The 15,394-nt window shown below is 65.6% G+C and carries 20 protein-coding genes and 1 pseudogene; 8 read left to right on the top strand and 13 right to left on the bottom strand.

Annotation, left to right across the window (positions count from 1 at the left end):
* The first annotated feature begins 858 nt into the window (after positions 1-858).
* The 4 genes from rpmH (at position 859) to yidC (ending at position 3,527) form a co-directional block, all read left to right on the top strand.
* A complete protein-coding gene (gene rpmH / locus BKK80_RS35295; protein ID WP_006578231.1) occupies positions 859-993 on the top strand; it encodes a 50S ribosomal protein L34 in 135 nt (44 codons plus the stop codon).
* 115 nt (positions 994-1,108) lie between these two features.
* Positions 1,109-1,540: a ribonuclease P protein component gene (gene rnpA, locus BKK80_RS01425; protein ID WP_156811334.1), complete on the top strand. Its 432-nt coding sequence runs from the start codon at positions 1,109-1,111 to the stop codon at positions 1,538-1,540.
* 24 nt (positions 1,541-1,564) lie between these two features.
* Positions 1,565-1,840 carry a membrane protein insertion efficiency factor YidD gene (yidD, locus tag BKK80_RS01420; RefSeq protein ID WP_071010539.1) on the top strand — a complete coding sequence of 92 codons (276 nt, stop codon included), beginning with the start codon at positions 1,565-1,567 and terminating at the stop codon, positions 1,838-1,840.
* A 22-nt stretch (positions 1,841-1,862) separates the two neighbouring features.
* Positions 1,863-3,527, top strand: a complete 1,665-nt coding sequence (yidC, locus tag BKK80_RS01415; protein ID WP_071068479.1) for a membrane protein insertase YidC — start codon at positions 1,863-1,865, stop codon at positions 3,525-3,527.
* Between the two features lie 155 nt (positions 3,528-3,682).
* Here the strand turns inward: yidC and BKK80_RS01410 are convergent, their stop codons facing one another.
* The 4 genes and pseudogenes from BKK80_RS01410 to BKK80_RS37285 form a co-directional block, all read right to left on the bottom strand.
* Positions 3,683-4,108 carry an organic hydroperoxide resistance protein gene (locus BKK80_RS01410; protein WP_071010537.1) on the bottom strand — a complete coding sequence of 142 codons (426 nt, stop codon included), beginning with the start codon at positions 4,106-4,108 and terminating at the stop codon, positions 3,683-3,685.
* A gap of 215 nt (positions 4,109-4,323) precedes the next feature.
* Positions 4,324-4,797, bottom strand: a complete 474-nt coding sequence (locus BKK80_RS01405) for a MarR family winged helix-turn-helix transcriptional regulator (protein ID WP_071010536.1) — start codon at positions 4,795-4,797, stop codon at positions 4,324-4,326.
* A gap of 76 nt (positions 4,798-4,873) precedes the next feature.
* Positions 4,874-5,488, bottom strand: a complete 615-nt coding sequence (locus tag BKK80_RS01400) for a LysR substrate-binding domain-containing protein (protein WP_236903708.1) — start codon at positions 5,486-5,488, stop codon at positions 4,874-4,876.
* Between the two features lie 190 nt (positions 5,489-5,678).
* Positions 5,679-5,807: pseudogene (locus BKK80_RS37285) on the bottom strand (helix-turn-helix domain-containing protein); the annotation flags it as partial.
* Positions 5,808-6,034: 227 nt separating this feature from the next.
* On the opposite strand from BKK80_RS37285, the gene tam reads away from it, so the two are divergent.
* A complete protein-coding gene (gene tam, locus BKK80_RS01395) occupies positions 6,035-6,805 on the top strand; it encodes a trans-aconitate 2-methyltransferase (protein WP_071010534.1) in 771 nt (256 codons plus the stop codon).
* A gap of 91 nt (positions 6,806-6,896) precedes the next feature.
* Here the strand turns inward: tam and BKK80_RS01390 are convergent, their stop codons facing one another.
* The gene (locus BKK80_RS01390; RefSeq protein WP_071015911.1) at positions 6,897-7,283 is read right to left on the bottom strand and encodes a VOC family protein; all 387 of its coding nucleotides are present in this window, start codon (positions 7,281-7,283) and stop codon (positions 6,897-6,899) included.
* A 287-nt stretch (positions 7,284-7,570) separates the two neighbouring features.
* Between BKK80_RS01390 and BKK80_RS01385 the strand changes: the two genes are divergently transcribed.
* The 3 genes from BKK80_RS01385 (at position 7,571) to BKK80_RS01375 (ending at position 10,521) form a co-directional block, all read left to right on the top strand.
* On the top strand, positions 7,571-8,329 hold the full coding sequence (locus tag BKK80_RS01385; RefSeq protein WP_236903707.1) for a CHAD domain-containing protein: 759 nt from the start codon (positions 7,571-7,573) through the stop codon (positions 8,327-8,329).
* 95 nt (positions 8,330-8,424) lie between these two features.
* Positions 8,425-9,855 carry a tRNA uridine-5-carboxymethylaminomethyl(34) synthesis GTPase MnmE gene (mnmE, locus tag BKK80_RS01380; RefSeq protein WP_071010532.1) on the top strand — a complete coding sequence of 477 codons (1,431 nt, stop codon included), beginning with the start codon at positions 8,425-8,427 and terminating at the stop codon, positions 9,853-9,855.
* A 264-nt stretch (positions 9,856-10,119) separates the two neighbouring features.
* Positions 10,120-10,521: a hypothetical protein gene (locus BKK80_RS01375; RefSeq protein ID WP_071068477.1), complete on the top strand. Its 402-nt coding sequence runs from the start codon at positions 10,120-10,122 to the stop codon at positions 10,519-10,521.
* Between the two features lie 80 nt (positions 10,522-10,601).
* On the opposite strand, the gene BKK80_RS01370 is transcribed toward BKK80_RS01375, so the two are convergent.
* The 8 genes from BKK80_RS01370 to BKK80_RS01350 form a co-directional block, all read right to left on the bottom strand.
* On the bottom strand, positions 10,602-10,886 hold the full coding sequence (locus tag BKK80_RS01370; RefSeq protein ID WP_071068476.1) for a hypothetical protein: 285 nt from the start codon (positions 10,884-10,886) through the stop codon (positions 10,602-10,604).
* Positions 10,887-11,039: 153 nt separating this feature from the next.
* Complete coding sequence (locus tag BKK80_RS36170; protein WP_157903140.1) at positions 11,040-11,474, bottom strand: hypothetical protein; 435 nt, start codon at positions 11,472-11,474, stop codon at positions 11,040-11,042.
* Positions 11,475-11,950: 476 nt separating this feature from the next.
* The gene (locus tag BKK80_RS01365; protein WP_071068475.1) at positions 11,951-12,406 is read right to left on the bottom strand and encodes a hypothetical protein; all 456 of its coding nucleotides are present in this window, start codon (positions 12,404-12,406) and stop codon (positions 11,951-11,953) included.
* Positions 12,407-12,626: 220 nt separating this feature from the next.
* Positions 12,627-13,031 carry a DUF6258 family protein gene (locus BKK80_RS01360; protein ID WP_071068474.1) on the bottom strand — a complete coding sequence of 135 codons (405 nt, stop codon included), beginning with the start codon at positions 13,029-13,031 and terminating at the stop codon, positions 12,627-12,629.
* A 70-nt stretch (positions 13,032-13,101) separates the two neighbouring features.
* Positions 13,102-13,356, bottom strand: coding sequence for an RHS repeat-associated core domain-containing protein (locus BKK80_RS37940; protein WP_205683707.1), 255 nt, complete (start codon positions 13,354-13,356; stop codon positions 13,102-13,104).
* An 87-nt stretch (positions 13,357-13,443) separates the two neighbouring features.
* Positions 13,444-13,791 carry a hypothetical protein gene (locus BKK80_RS36165; RefSeq protein ID WP_157903138.1) on the bottom strand — a complete coding sequence of 116 codons (348 nt, stop codon included), beginning with the start codon at positions 13,789-13,791 and terminating at the stop codon, positions 13,444-13,446.
* Positions 13,788-14,717 carry an RHS repeat-associated core domain-containing protein gene (locus BKK80_RS37165; RefSeq protein WP_071068473.1) on the bottom strand — a complete coding sequence of 310 codons (930 nt, stop codon included), beginning with the start codon at positions 14,715-14,717 and terminating at the stop codon, positions 13,788-13,790. The genes BKK80_RS36165 and BKK80_RS37165 overlap by 4 nt, the downstream gene beginning before the upstream one ends.
* A 195-nt stretch (positions 14,718-14,912) precedes the next feature.
* Positions 14,913-15,302 carry a DUF2489 domain-containing protein gene (locus BKK80_RS01350; RefSeq protein WP_335582954.1) on the bottom strand — a complete coding sequence of 130 codons (390 nt, stop codon included), beginning with the start codon at positions 15,300-15,302 and terminating at the stop codon, positions 14,913-14,915.
* Between the last annotated feature and the right edge of the window lie 92 nt (positions 15,303-15,394).

Here is a 15,394-nt window from a genome sequence, read left to right as displayed (position 1 = left end):
CTCACGCCTGCGCTTCCCGTCCGGGACCTTGCATGGTGACCTTCGCCGCCGGCAGATGGGAAATAGGAAATGGCGGGGCGACCGGACCGTAAACCACACGTATACAACTTCGTATACGGGTATACGGGCGATCACCTCGCCACCTCTCCCAATGCTGGCGCGCCATGCGCGGACCCGGGCTGCGCGTGAGCCACGCCACCCCGTCTGATGTTTGGACCCGGATTGTACCCCTCGCTCCAAGTTATCCACAAAGGATAAGTCTGTGGACAAGTTGTGTAGAAGCAGTGGATCGTTGTGCACAACCCTTGATTTGACGCGACCTGGCGGTGCGCGCAAGGTCCCGTAAACAAATGGAAAGACTGCTTTTTCTCCTGTGGACAGGCCTGTGGAGCGCGGCCCGCGACGTGCTCACTTACCCACCGGGCATTGTGGACAATGACACACGCAACGCGTTTACCTGACGCCACGCCAGGCGACGTATACGTCGTATACTCAGCTCCTCGCCTTGACACTTCCGGCAAAAATCGTTTAAATGGCGGGTTCTGCGATGCGGCAGGGGATCACGTATGCGCATCGCCGGGTCTGACCTGATCCGTACCGTCCGCGCCCGCGGGCCGGATGGCCGGGACGGACAGCAGGCCGAAGCAGCCTGACCAGGAAGAGACAGCAAGGCCGGCACGCCGGCTCGATCCCGACAGGTCAGCAGCGTCGCAAGACGCACGGCCGGCAGCAAAAGACAACCGCAGACGTCGGCAAGTCCGCCTACGCGGCAGCCCCAAGCGAACCATATGCGGCGGCCATGGCGCCCCGGCCACCGGCCGGTGCCCGGGCGAGCCCGGATCAACCAGAGAGTGCAACATGAAACGTACCTACCAACCTTCCGTTACCCGCCGCAAGCGTACCCATGGTTTCCGTGTGCGCATGAAGACCCGTGGCGGCCGTGCCGTCATCAACGCGCGTCGCGCCAAGGGCCGCAAGCGCCTGGCAGTCTAAGGGCCGGGCGACCGGCCGGAGCGGCGCAGCCTGCGCCGCGTCCGGCCGCCGCCTCGCCTGCAGGACGGCCGGGAGCACTGCAGCCAAGCGCAGCAATCCGCTAGCTTTGCCCAGCGTGCCCGCCCATGCCTTTCCCAAAGCCGTAAGGCTGACAAAGACGGATGAGTTTTCATCCGTTTTTGCTTTGCGGCCCCGTCGCCGCAGCCAGCACTTCGTGCTCTACGTGCGCCCCAACGGGCTCCCGCAGGCACGACTGGGGCTGGTGACGGGCAAGAAATTCGCCCCGCGCGCGGCCGAGCGCAACCTGGTCAAGCGCATGGCGAGGGAACTGTTCCGCCTGCGGCAGGACCAACTTGCCGGCCGCGACGTACTGCTGCGCCTGCAGGCCAAGTTCCCACGCGCGGACTTTTCCAGCCGCGCCGCCATCCGCCGGGCCTGCCTGGCCGAGATCGGCGCGCTGCTGGATGTGGCCGCGCGGCCGCTGCCGCCACCGGTGCAGCCCGCCCCCGCGGGCGCGCACCCGCCGGCCGCGGCGCCGACCGCCTAGCCGCCGCCCGAACGAGCCGTCATCATGAAGCGACTCCTGCTAGCCCTGCTGCGCGTCTACAAGATCGCCCTGAGCCCGTTTTTCGGCTCGCAGTGCCGCTTCCTGCCGACCTGTTCCGACTACGCCCGCGAGGCGATCGAACGCCACGGCGCCGGCCGCGGCAGCTGGATGGCTGCCCGCCGGCTCTGCCGTTGTCATCCGTTCGCACAGGGCGGGTATGATCCCGTGCCTGGCGTCATGCCCGAAGCGAGCGCCTCCGAGCCGGCGGCGCGCATCACCGTCCGGCTGCCCCGACCCTGAATCCCCCTGACCACTGCGAGACATGGATATCAAACGCACCATACTGTGGGTCATCTTCGCGATGTCCCTCGTGCTGCTCTACGACAACTGGCAGCGCGCCACGGGTCATCCGTCGATGTTCTTCCCGAGCGCCAACCAGCAGCAGGCAGCCGCTTCGGGCCAGGCCGCCAACGCGGCCACCCAGGGCGACGTGCCCAAGGCCGCCGGCGCCTCCGCGGCGGCCGCGCCCGCTGCCGCGCCGCAGGCCGCGGCCCAGCCCGCCGGCGAGCAGATCGTGGTGACCACCGATGAGGTGCGTGCCACCATCGACACCGCGGGCGGCATCCTGTCGCGCCTGGAACTGCTGAACCAGTATGAGAAGGACGGCAAGCCGGTGGTGCTGTTCGAACGCGACAGCGCGCGCACCTACGTGGCCCGCTCGGGCCTGATCGGCGGCGACCTGCCGAACCACACCACGGTGTTCACGGCCGCTCCCGGCCCGCGCACCCTCGGCAGCGCGGACACGCTGGAAGTGGCGCTGACGGCCGACAAGGGCGGCATCAAGCTGGTCAAGACGTACATCTTCCGCAAGGGCAGCTACGTCGTCGACACGCGCTTCGCGGTGACCAACGACGGCACCCAGGCGATCTCGCCGACGCTGTACCTGGAACTGGTGCGCGACGGCAGCAAGATCGAGCAGTCGCAGTTCTACAGCACCTTCACCGGTCCGGCGGTCTACAGCGACGCGAACAAGTACCACAAGATCAAGTTCGAGGACATCGCCAAGGGCAAGGCCGACGTGCCGGCCGCGGCCGACAACGGCTGGGTGGCGATGGTGCAGCACTACTTCGCCTCGGCCTGGATCCCGCAGACCGGCAAGCAGCACAGCTTCTACGTGGAAGCGATCGACGCCAACCTGTTCCGCGTGGGCATCCAGCAGCCGCTGGGCCAGATCGCGCCGGGCGCCACGGTGACCACCGATGCGCGCCTGTTCGCCGGCCCGCAGGAAGAGCGCATGCTGGAGAAGATCACCCCGGGCCTGGAGCTGGTGAAGGACTACGGCTGGCTGACCGTGCTGGCCAAGCCGATCTTCTGGCTGCTGGAGAAGCTGCATGGCTTCCTCGGCAACTGGGGCTGGTCGATCATCCTGCTGACGGTGCTGATCAAGCTGGTGTTCTTCCCGCTGTCGGCCGCGAGCTACCGCTCGATGGGCAAGATGAAGGACCTGCAGCCGCGCATGACGGCCATCCGCGAGCGCCACAAGGGCGATCCGCAGAAGATGAACCAGGAGATGATGGCGCTGTACCGCACCGAGAAGGTCAACCCGCTCGGCGGCTGCCTGCCCATCGTGATCCAGATCCCGGTGTTCATCGCGCTGTACTGGGTGCTGCTGTCGTCGGTGGAAATGCGCGGCGCGCCGTGGCTGGGCTGGATCCATGACCTGTCGGTGCCGGATCCGTTCTACATCCTGCCGATCGTGATGGCCGTGTCGATGTTCGTGCAGACCAAGCTGAACCCGACCCCGCCGGACCCCGTGCAGGCCAAGGTCATGATGGTCATGCCGCTGGTGTTCTCCTTCATGTTCTTCTTCTTCCCGGCCGGCCTGGTGCTGTACTGGGTGGTGAACAACGTGCTGTCGATCGCCCAGCAGTGGCAGATCAACCGCATGCTCGGCAAGGGCAGGGCCGCGGCGGCAGCCAAGAGCTGAGCGCGCCTCCCCTGACGTGCAAAAAAGCCCGGCTCGTGCCGGGCTTTTTCTTTGCGCGCCGGGCGGCGGGCGTTGCGTGCCGCGCCGGGCGGCACCGCCATCACGCCATCACGCCATCACGCCATCACGCCATCACGCCGATCGCGTCGGTCGCCTCAGGCCAGGGTCAGCGTCACGTCGATATTGCCGCGCGTGGCGTTGGAGTAGGGGCACACGGTGTGCGCCTTGTCGACCAGGCCCTGGGCCACCGCGCGGTCGATGCCCGGCAGCGAGATCTGTAGTTCCACCTCGATGCCGAAGCCGCTGGAGATGGCACCGATGCCGACCTTGCCGGTGATCGACGTCTCGGCCGGCAAGGCGATCTTCTGCTGCGCGGCCACGTACTTCAGCGCGCCGATGAAGCAGGCCGAGTAACCCGCGGCGAACAGCTGCTCGGGATTGGTGCCGTCGCCGCCGGCGCCGCCGAGTTCGCGCGGGGTGGTCAGCTTGACGTCAAGCACGCCGTCGGACGAGACGGCGCGGCCGTCGCGGCCGCCGGTTGCCTGGGCCTGGGCGCGGTAGAGGACTTTTTCGATCGACATGGTGGACTCCTTGGTTGGCTAGAGTGGGTCTGGGTTTTTGTTGCTGATTGCTGATTGCTGATTGCTGATTGCTGCTGATTGCTGCCGAGGTCACGGGAGTCGCCGCCATCGCCGGGGAGGCACCGCACCCGCTTTGAATTGCTAGCGATTGAATCGCGCACTACATATGATCTGCCAGCCAACGGCAGCCTGGGCCGCCGCCGGCCTTGCCGCGCCTAAGGTTGCATCGCCTCCTTGGCGAAGCGTTCACGCAGCGTGTCCAGCTCCCGCTTCAGCGTGACCAGCTCATCGATGCTGCAGGCCGAGGCGCACAGCAGCGATTCCGGTACCTGCCGCGCCGGCGCCTTCATCGCCCGGCCCGCTTCGGTCAGGCTGACGATCACCTGCCGTTCGTCGGCCGCGGCGCGTGCCCGTTTCAGCAAGCCCTGCGCTTCGAGCCGCTTGAGCAGGGGCGTCAGGGTGGCCGAATCGAGGTTCAGGCGGGCGCCGATATCGGAGACCGTCACCTCGTCCTGCTCCCACAACACCAGCATCACAAGGTATTGCGGGTAAGTCAGTCCTAACGGACGCAGCAGCTTGCGATACAGCTTGTTCAAGGCGAGCGAGGTGGCGTACACCGAGAAGCAGAACTGGTGGTCCAGCAGTTGCGCCGTCGCCGGCAGCTTGAGCGGGGTGTCTTGCGTATCCATGGGCAAAATATAGGTCGCGCGCGATCTACTTGCAAGCAATGTGTTGACCGGCCCGCCACGCGGGGGGCGACACGACTCAGCGGGGCGTCTGGACCGTGCCCGCTTGCGCCGCCGCCAACTCCCGCACCAGCTCCCGCAGCCGCGCCAGCGCAGGCGACGGATTGCCCCGCCGCAGCGCCAGGTGCAGCGGGGCGGACAGCGCGGGGCAGTCCAGGTCGCGGTAGACGATGTCCTCCCCGCCCAGCCGGCGCATCGAAGCGGGCACTACCGACACCCCGAGCCCGGCGGCCACCAGGCTGAGCGTGGCCGGCAGGCGCGGCGCTTCCTGCGCCACCAGCGGGCTGAAGCCGGCCGCGCGGCAGGCGGCGAGGATGCTGTCGTAGAGGCCGGGGCCGGTCGGGCGCCGGTACAGGATGAAGGGCTCGCGCTCCAACGCGGTCAGCGGCAGCGGCGCGGCCGCACTGCCGGCATCGGCCGCCAGCGGGTGATGGGCGGGCAAGGCGGCCAGCATGGGCTCGTCGAGCACCGGATCGAGCAGCAGGTCGGGCAGGCCGCCCGCCGGGGAGCGCACGAAGGCGGCATCGAGCCGCTCGTGCAGCACCGCGTCGGCCAGCTCGACGGTGCCGGCCTCCTCCAGCGCCACCGCCACGCCCGGCATGCGCGCGCGGAAGGCGCGCAGCACCGCCGGCACGAAGGGGTGGAAGCTGGCCGAGCTGGTGAAGCCCAGCGCCAGCCGCCCCAGTTCGCCGCGCGGCGCGCTGCACCACGCCGGGCAGGGCCTCGGCGCGCGCCAGCAGCACGCGCGCCTCCTCCAGCAGCGCCTGGCCGGCCTCGGTCGGCCGCACGCCGCGCGGCAAGCGCTGCATCAGGCGCGTGCCCAGCTCGGCCTCCAGTCCGCGCAGCAGCCGCGTCAGCGGCGGCTGCTGCATGTCCAGCCGCTCGGCGGCACGCGTGATATTGCCTTCTTCGGCGAGCGCCACGAAGGCGCGCAGGCGGCGCAGATCGATCATCCAGCCATCTCCCGCAGGACCTGGTTCACCATCCTGCTTTATCCATACCATCAGGGTATGGATATTGTGCTCGGGATGAGCTGGAAATCATAGATGAGCGCGCCTATGCTTGCGCCATCCCTTGCCGGGGCCTGACACGGCCGGCAAGGCCCGCAGCGCCCGCAACGCCCCAGAAGCCATTGCCGGGCGGCAGCCTCCGCAGGAAATCCGCTAGAAGAGGAAGCAAGATGAGCTGGTCTGCCAGACAATACGTGGCGTTCGAGGATGAACGCACCCGCCCGGTACGGGATCTGCTGGCGGCAGTGCCGACGCAGGACGTGCGGCGCGCCGTCGACCTGGGCTGCGGCCCCGGCAATTCCACCGAGGTGCTGATGCAGCGCTTTCCCGGCGCGGAGGTCGCCGGTGTGGATAACTCCGACGACATGATCGCGGCGGCGCGCCAGCGCCTGCCCCAGGTACCGTTCACCCTGGCCGGCATCGAGGACTGGCAGCCGGCTGCGCCGGTCGACGTGATCCTGGCCAACGCCGTGCTGCAGTGGGTGCCGGACCATCGCAAGGTGCTGCCGGAACTGATCGGCAAGCTCGCCCCAGGCGGCAGCCTGGCGGTGCAGATGCCCGACTCGCTCGACGAACCCGCCCACCGGCTGATGCGCGAGGTGGCCGCCGCCGGCCCCTGGGCGGCCAAGCTGGCGGATGCCGCCAATGCCCGCACCGGCCTGTTCACGCCGACCGAGTACTACGCCATGCTGCGTCCGCATGCGGCGCGCGTGGACGTGTGGCTGACGGTCTACCACCACCCGCTGGCGGCGGGGCCTGCGGCCATCGTGGAATGGTTCAAGGGCAGCGGCCTGCGCCCCTTCGTGCAGGCCCTCGACGAGGCCGAGCGCGCCGACTACCTGGCGCGCTACCAGGACGCCGTGGCGCAGGCCTACCCGACGCTGCCCGACGGCTCGGTGCTGCTGCCCTTCCCGCGCCTGTTCATCGTCGCGACCCGCTGAGCGTCGCCCGGCCTCGCCCAGGCCGCCTCGGCTGCCCCGGCCGCCGTACCCGTTGATGCGCGCGCGATGGCCGGCGCCACAGGCCCGCGCCTCAGGCCGGCAGGTGGCAGACCGCCTCGATATTGTGGCCGTCCGGGTCCAGCACGAAGGCGCCGTAGTAGTCTGGGTGGTAGTGCGCGCGGATGCCCGGCGCGCCGTTGTCGCGGCCACCGGCGGCCAGCGCCGCGCGATAGAAGGCATCGACCGCCGCCCGGCTGTCGACGCGGAAGGCCACATGCACCGGCGGCCGGTTGGGCGTGCCGGCGCTGATCCAGAACTCGGGCTTGTCCGGCGGCCCGAAACCCGCCATGTCGGTATGGCCGGTGACGCTGGCCGGCAACTCCATGTTCTTGAGGAAGCCGATGGCGCCCAGCGCCTCGGTGTAGAACGCGCGGCTGCGGGCGAAATCGCCGACGAGCACGCCGGTATGGTCGATCATCTTCGCTGTCTCCTTGCCTTCCGGGGCGATGGCGGCCATTGCAACCGCGCGCGGGCGCGCTGTCAATCGCCGTCAATCGCCGTCAACCGGCGCGCCACCGCCGCCTGGCAGCGCCGCCGCCGTCCAGGGTGCCGCACCCCACACTGCCGGCTGTGCCCCATCGTCTACACTGGATAACGTTGGTACCCATTGGTGCCTTCCAGCGCCGCACTCCGCCGCCGCAATCAGCCGCCGTATCTCCGCCACCCATGCGCACCCGCTCCGATCCGCTCCGGCTTGACCGCAAGATGCGCCCGCACGCCGCCTTCGCCGACCTGGCCGAGGCGGACCTCGCCGCCATCGGCGAGTGCCTGGAGGTGCTTGCCAGCCGCAACGCGGTGGAAGACGTGCACGCGCTGCGCGTGGCCACCCGCCACCTGCGCGCGCTGGCCTGGACCTTCGCGCCCGCGCTGCCGGCCGGCATGGCGCGGCGCTGGCGCCAGCTGGTCGGCGAGCTGGCCGATGCCGCCGGCCCGGTACGCGACTGGGACGTGTTCGCGCTGGAAACGCTCAAACCCGCGCTCGACCGCCAGCCCGGCGACCCGGTGCTGCTGGCGGTACTGGACACCGCCGCCGCGCGCCGCGCCGAGGCGCACGGGGAGATGCGGGCACGGCTGGCCCAATGCCGCCACTGGCCGCTGCCGGCACTGCAGCGCGACCTGGTCCACCTGCGCGGCGGCGTGGGACCGCACCTGCCGGCGGCGCCCGCGCTGGGCCCCTTCGCCCGCCGGCGCGTGGCGAGCACGCGCAAGCGGCTGCGCCAGCTGAAGCGCGCCGCACATGAGAACGACACCGCCAGGCTGCACAAGCTGCGCATCCGCGGCAAGCTGCTGCGCTACACCCTGGAAGCGCTGGCCGAGGTGCTGCCGGCGCGCCGCACCGCAGCCCTCCACGCGAAGCTGGTCAAGCGCCAGACCCGGCTCGGCCGCGTCATCGACGCAGCCGTGGCGCGCCGCCTGCTGTGCGAATGCCTGGGCCAGGCGCCCGCGCCGGGCCAGCCGGCCTGACAGCACCAGGCCCACGCCCTGCCCCGCCCTGCCCGCCGCCACCGGCGCACCGGCGGCCAGGCGCCGCCCGCCACACCTTCTGCGACAATACGCCCATGACTGCCTCCCAGCCTCCCATCGCCGCCATCGCCACCGCGCCCGGACGCGGCGGCATCGGCGTGGTGCGCGTCTCGGGCCCCGACGTGGCCCCCATCGCGCGCGCCCTCTGCGGCCAGACGCTCAAGCCGCGCCACGCCACCTACCTGCCCTTCCTCGACGCCACCGGCGACGTCATCGACCACGGCATCGCGCTGTACTTCCCCGCGCCGAACTCCTACACCGGCGAAGACGTGCTCGAACTGCAGGGCCACGGCGGCCCGGTGGTGATGCAGATGCTGCTGGCGCGCTGCCTGGAAGCCGGCCGCGGCATCGGCCTGCGGCTGGCCGAGCCCGGCGAGTTCACGCGCCGCGCCTTCCTCAACGACAAGCTCGACCTGGCCCAGGCCGAAGCCGTGGCCGACCTGATCGAAGCCAGCACCGAAGCCGCCGCGCGCTCGGCCGCGCGCTCGATGGAAGGCGTCTTCTCCAAGGCCATCCACGAACTGGTCGACAAGGTCATCCACCTGCGCATGCTGGTGGAAGCCACGCTCGACTTCCCCGAGGAAGAACTCGACTTCCTCGAAGCCTCCGACGCGCGCGGCCAGCTCGCCGTGATCCGCGCCAACCTCGCCGGCGTGCTGGCACAGGCGCGCCAGGGCGCGCTGCTGCGCGAAGGCCTGTCGGTGGTGCTGGCCGGCCAGCCCAACGTCGGCAAGTCCTCGCTGCTCAACGCGCTGGCCGGCGCCGAGCTGGCCATCGTCACGCCCATCCCCGGCACCACGCGCGACCGCGTGCGCGAGACCATCCAGATCGAAGGCATCCCGCTGCATATCATCGACACCGCCGGCCTGCGCGACGACACCGACGACGAAGTCGAGCGCATCGGCATCCAACGCACCTGGGACGCCGTCGGCCGCGCCGACATCGTGCTGCACCTGGTCGACGCCACCGACTACGTGCGCAACGGCCTGTCCCCCATCGACGACCAGATCGACGACCGCCTCAGCGGCGTGCTGCCGCCGGGCTCGCCCATCCTGCGCGTGGTCAACAAGATCGACCTCGCCCCCGCCGCCGGCGACGCGCACTTCAGCAGCAACCGCCCGCACGTGGTCGCCGCCAACGGCCCCAATCCCAGCGAAGTCTGGATCTCCGCGCGCAGCGGCGCCGGCATCGAACTGCTGCGCGCCCACCTGCTGCGCCTGGTCGGCTGGCAATCGTCCGGCAACGAAGGCACCTTCCTCGCCCGCGAACGCCACCTGACGGCGCTGCGCAACGCCCAGTCCCACCTCGACATGGCCGCCGAACAGGCCGACCAGCAGGCCCAGGCACTCGACCTCTTCGCCGAGGAACTGCGGCTGGCGCAGGACCACCTGAACAGCATTACCGGGGAATTCACCAGCGATGACCTGCTGGGGACGATTTTTACGCGGTTTTGTATCGGCAAGTGAGGGGTGGCGGGCCGGGTGTGCGGCCCGCGCACCACAGGCACGGGAGCGGCGCATCGCATTTGACGATGCACCGGACCATCGCTCTCGAGCGATGAAACACTTTGCGTTCCGTGCGCCTGGCGCCGTTGCCGGCGCGGCGCAGCGTGCTATTCTCCATTCGCCCCTGAAACAACAGGGGCCAGGTTTGGCGACCTGAACAACGTTGGCGGACAGCCGCATCGGTGCGGCATCTTCCGTCTTCCTGTGCCAACGTTGGAGGCCGCCATGCGCAAGACCCACGCACATCCTGAGCACCCAGACACCGGATTGTCTTCGCGCAGGCGAAGCCTCTTCGAGCATCGCGACAATGCGTTCGCCGAACACATTGAGCGTGCCGCCTATCTGGGCCAACTGTCGAACACCGGCCCACTCGTCGAATGCCTGAACCGCGCCGTGCGGGTCGCCAGAGGCTTGGACATGCTCTTCACGCTTGCGCGCAACAACGCCGTCGAACAGCATGAGGATGAACAAGCCGACGATGGCAATAGGGCGCTCTGCCCGCTCAGTCCGGCCACCATGGATGTGCTGTTCGATTTGGGGCAGACGGCTGCGGAATTGCTGGCGCGGGACATCGGGGTTGTCGCCGCCTGGACGGAGGAGAATGGATTGGTTGAGGACGGCCGCTAGGGCGTGGTCCGCTTCGTCCTCCAGAATTGGAGGGGGGCCCAACCGCTCAGGCCAAGTTCGGTGATGACCGCTCCATCCCATCATTGAGCAGACCACTTGTCACCCAGAGGATTTGGGCCAGCCTCAATCCAGTCTTCGGTGCTGCTGGTGAACCGGTGGCTCTTGCCCGACAGCCAGCCCTGGTTGTCGTAGGCCAGTTCAGTACGCGTACTGTTCCCCAGTTTCGCCCGCGTTCGGCGGTTGAGCCGGTCATAGCTGTACTTCGCCAGGCTCGCGGTGCCGTTTTCCAGCAACTGCAACGGGCGGCCAGCCTTGTCGTATATGGTCGACACATGGAAACCCGTCCGGCAGGCGATGTCGGTCACGTTGCCAGCGGCGTCATAGCTGTAACGCAGCGTCCGGCCGCCGGCACTGGTCTGCGGCAGTTGCCCCAGCGCGTCGTAGACGTTGGTGATCGTGCGGCTGCCGTTCGAGACGTATGCGTAAAGACTACCTGCGAGAAGGCCTTCCTCGCCAGATCAAGGAGCTTTCGATCGCTCCCTCTCGATAAATTCAAAATGCTCCTCCATGGTATCGATCGCCTTATCAACGTCTGCCCCGATAAGTCCGATCACCTCCAAGAACCACGAGAGTTGATCACCAAGGTTCCAAGGCCCTTGTTGAGCCGAAGACAAAAGGCATATCGCCAGGCGGGCAATAAGCGCCTCCTTATCTTCGAAATTTCGAACACCATGTTCTTCAGCAATGGCCCACCAACTAGCCAATGCGGCACGCCTATTTTCATCAGAAAGCCTTCCAGAAATCAATCCCTTGACAATAGATGCTGGCTTACAAGGATGATTACCGAATGAGATGCCAAGCTGCCCAACGACCTTAACCATATAGGTCGACAACAGCCGCCTGGATTCATCAGCATTATCCGGCCATGCGATCGAACCAATTGACTTGCTCAATATTTCACCCCAAAAACAGGTCACCCTTGTACCCGATCGGATCCGTCTGCAGGAAGCGGCCCAACGTCGGCGAATACATCCGCACCCACTTGGCTGCTGGTAGTCGCTCCGATGCTGTTTGCCAGCGCTACGATGCTGCCTTGCTGGTTCGCATACAGCCAGCTCTTGGACGCCGTGCCCGGGCCTTCGTACTGCACCAGCGGCTCGTCGATGCCCGGGCCAAACACATAGCGGCGGGCTAGCGCGCTGGCGGCGTTGTACTCCGCGGCCAGTTCCTGCCCGTTTTACTGCAGCGTCGTCGCCGTGCCGTTGATCGTGGTGCGGATCATCCGACCTTCCGGGTCGTAGTCCAGTGTGGCACTCAGCTCTGCTGCAGACCCGGGCACATGGCTTTGCGGGCAGCAAGAGGAAATGATATGCAGGTTGACCAGCTATGCTTCGACGAAAAGCGCTCGCGCGGGGGCGAGCGTCTCTCCTTACTGAGCTAATGTGGAAGGCGGCCGGAAACCGAATCCCATATCCCCCTCCATCGTGAAGCATAGGCACCACGAGGAATCTGGGCCAACCAGATAGTGATGCTGCGGAATTGCAAGAAGCTCGGGGAACATCTCCCTTAGGCACTCCAGCGAACCGGACAGTGCAAAATCAGTCGCGCTATCACCCAGATAAACAGCATCTCCGCACAGGCCGAATGTCCGAACGACCTCATCGAAGAACTTGACAAACTGCTCCGCTTGCAGAGATTCATCCTCCTCAACGCGCTCAATTGAGTTAGGCACTAACGCCCAGTCAACTCTCGAGCCAAGGGCTGGATAGGCCTTTGCAAGCTGCGCAAAGAAGGGCGACGAATCCCCAAGCTCGGTGATGCGATGGGATTCAATTTCCTTGCGCAGAATCTGGCGCAGCTCCGCATCGTGGAAACTCTCTTTCATTTCTTCAGGTCTCAAACTGCGTCAGTCTGCGTCGGGCATCCCTGCCTGTCGTAGGCGCTGATGATCGTATGGCTTCCGTTGCTGGGAGCGAATGTCGCCGTGCTTGATGGTTTGGCACGCGCACTCGTCGCCCCCCTCCAGCACGCTCGACGGCCGGCACGTCTGCGGCTGCAGGGTTGCGCATAGGAGCCACAATGCCCGCGCAAGGCGGAGGCTATCGTCATCGAGTGATTCTCTGCTCTGGTTTTCGGTGATCCTCCAACGCCATCGCGTCTGCGTGTATTCGAATCTGGACTTCCGTGTGATCGCCCACGGCATCGACCGCATCCACGCTCATCAGAATAAGATACTTTGCCGGATCGCCCACGAGTGGCTCGGCTCGGATACCGTTGATGCTGTCGTTCGGAACCACCCCACTAGGTTCGAAGGCCACGCTCTTCACGCCCAGGAAAACGATGAAGCCGTCAGGTAGATCTTCGGCCGTGTAGTGATCCCATGCAGCGGATCGAACGCGAGAGATACACGTTGCCTGAACTTTGACTTCAGAGTTCCAGCCGTCGATCAACACCGACTTGCAGCCACGATCGCCAACGTAGATGGTCTTCAAGAATTCGATAACGTCCATAGCGGTCGGTTGATATGGCAAGCGGCGGGGTTGTCGGGGGTTGTTCCACGGAACGGCTTTCCCGCTAACGTCATGTGCCGGCCTTTGATCCTTCGTCCTGGGACCCGTGCCCGGCGCATGCCCACACTCGTATGCTGTCGGGTCGCACGCGTGGCGCTGCGGATTCAGGCGTTGGTAGTTTGAGGCATTGGGTTACGGCGTGTGGGTACCCAATCAGATCAGCCTGCAGGAAACGGCCCAACGTCGGCGAATACATCTGCGCCTTGTAATAGTACGACCCGAGCGGCGCCAGATACTGCTGCCCGGTATAGCCAAAGCGGGACACCGGTGCACCGTCCGTCTCCCCGAACGGCCCATACGCCTGGCTAATCGTCAGCGCAACGATACTGCCCTGTTGTCATGGCGTATCTAACTACTTGGACAGAGCCTCAATGATGGCACTGGCATGAGATTCATCCAGTGGAACCGTTAAAGCTGGATTAGCAAGCTCATACAAAACCTCATCAAGCTTCTCCTCCGATCTCTTTTCAAGGGCAATATCTTCTCGCCCCTCAATTAAATTAGCCCATCGCTCCACATCACTCACCGACAACTCTCGACTTAGGTACCGCCTGAGCACATCAATCAAATGTGCACGACTCAATTCGATTGCCTCCCCTTCAAAATCCCAATCAAATTCTCGAAGGCGGGATTCAATCTCATCCAATGGAAATGAAAGCTCAACCAATGCTCTGACCGTATCCAAACGATTCTTGTTCATGGGTACACGCCTCCTGTGATTTTATCCTTCACATGGACAATTTTCCCTGCTGGGTCGTAAGTAGTTTTGGTGTACTGTGTAGTCACGCCAGCAGCATCGATCTGCTTCTCATATACCGCTGAAGATCCCGGCACTCGCCCCGGTGACATCGCTTGAGCAGCTACGCCGTCATTTGGGAGCGCCTTCAATGAAACGCTATCCTTAGCATTAGAAGGCAGCTTACTTGTAAAGCGGTCAACGTTCTTAGCCTGCGCAGCGTTGAGCTTGAGTACGTTTGCCGTAGCCCCAATCCCCTTGCCGATCCCCCCGCCAATCATCGGCACGTCGCTTGTCGCTATATCAGTCGCGATCAACCCCGCAGCGAGAAGCGGCACCAGTGGCAGAGCAGCAACCAGCGTACGAGGACCGTCAGCGACCGGCTTGAACGACAACCCCTGCGAGAAATCCCCCGAGGCTGCCGCCAGCCCCATCGGATCGGCAAAGTTGATCGGGTTGTTCCCCACATACGCATACCAATTCAGGTCATCCTTGTACCCGATCGGATCCGTCTGCAGGAAGCGCCCCAGCACCGGCGAATACATCCGCGCCTTGTAATAGTACAACCCGAGCGGCGCCAGGTACTGCTGCCCCGTATAGCCAAAGCGGGACGCCGGCATGCCCTCGGTCTCCCCGAACGGCCCGTACGCCTGGCTGCTCGTCGTCGCGCCGCTGCGGTTCGTCTGCGCGACGATGCTGCCCTGGTGGTCGGCGTACAGCCAGCATTTGGACGCCGTGCCCGGGCCTTCGTACTGCACCAGCGGCTCGTCGATGCCCGGGCCGAACACATAGCGGCGGGCCACCGCGCCGGCGGCGTCGTATTCCGCGGCCAGTTCCCGCCCGTTGTATAGCAGCGTCGTCGCCGTGCCGTTGATCGTGGTCCGGAGCATCCGGCCTTCCGGGTCGTAGTCCAGCGTGGCGCTCGTGCCCGCGCGCGTGGCCGTCCGTATGCGGTTGCCCAGGTCGTACTTTCGTGAGCTGGCCCAGGCCGTCTAGCTTCCAGCCGCCGCTCCAACACGGAGCGGCGGCTTGGCCTTCTCAGCTATGCGAATTCGCTGAATAGCGGCAGCAAGAAAACTCCGATATCAAGAGAACGCCTTAATGATCTCCCGGCAGGCTTCCAGAATATCCACTTGTGCCTCGGACAAGTAGCGTTGCATCTCATTGTCCATGCGACTCAGGTACTCGGGACTGCAGTTCGCACGCATTGCCCCTAATGGAAACGTATCGGTTTCCGAATCAATGCCACGAATCACCAAGAACACCTCGTTCTCTGGATCTTCAACTGCAAATCGCAGAGCACATATCTGGCGGACCCCTTCAATCAAATTCAATTCGCCCGCGAGCATTGAATTCGCAAGCACAATCAGCTCATGCCGTTTAGCTGATACCTGCTCGTTTTTCTCGTCCATTCGCCTCCCGGAAATTTCGCCTTGAACTCGACGCGTTGACCGGTCTTGGCGCTCGCCACCCAATGGGTCTCGAATATCACTCCACCTCTACGACATCGATCACGTTGCCAGCGGCGTCATAGCTGTAACGCGGAGTCCGGCCGCCAGCACTGGTC

The sequence above is a fragment of the Cupriavidus malaysiensis genome (genome assembly GCF_001854325.1).
Lineage (GTDB): Bacteria > Pseudomonadota > Gammaproteobacteria > Burkholderiales > Burkholderiaceae > Cupriavidus > Cupriavidus malaysiensis.
The sequence above is the reverse complement of the archived record's forward strand: the minus strand, read 5'-3'. Positions and strand labels throughout refer to the sequence as shown.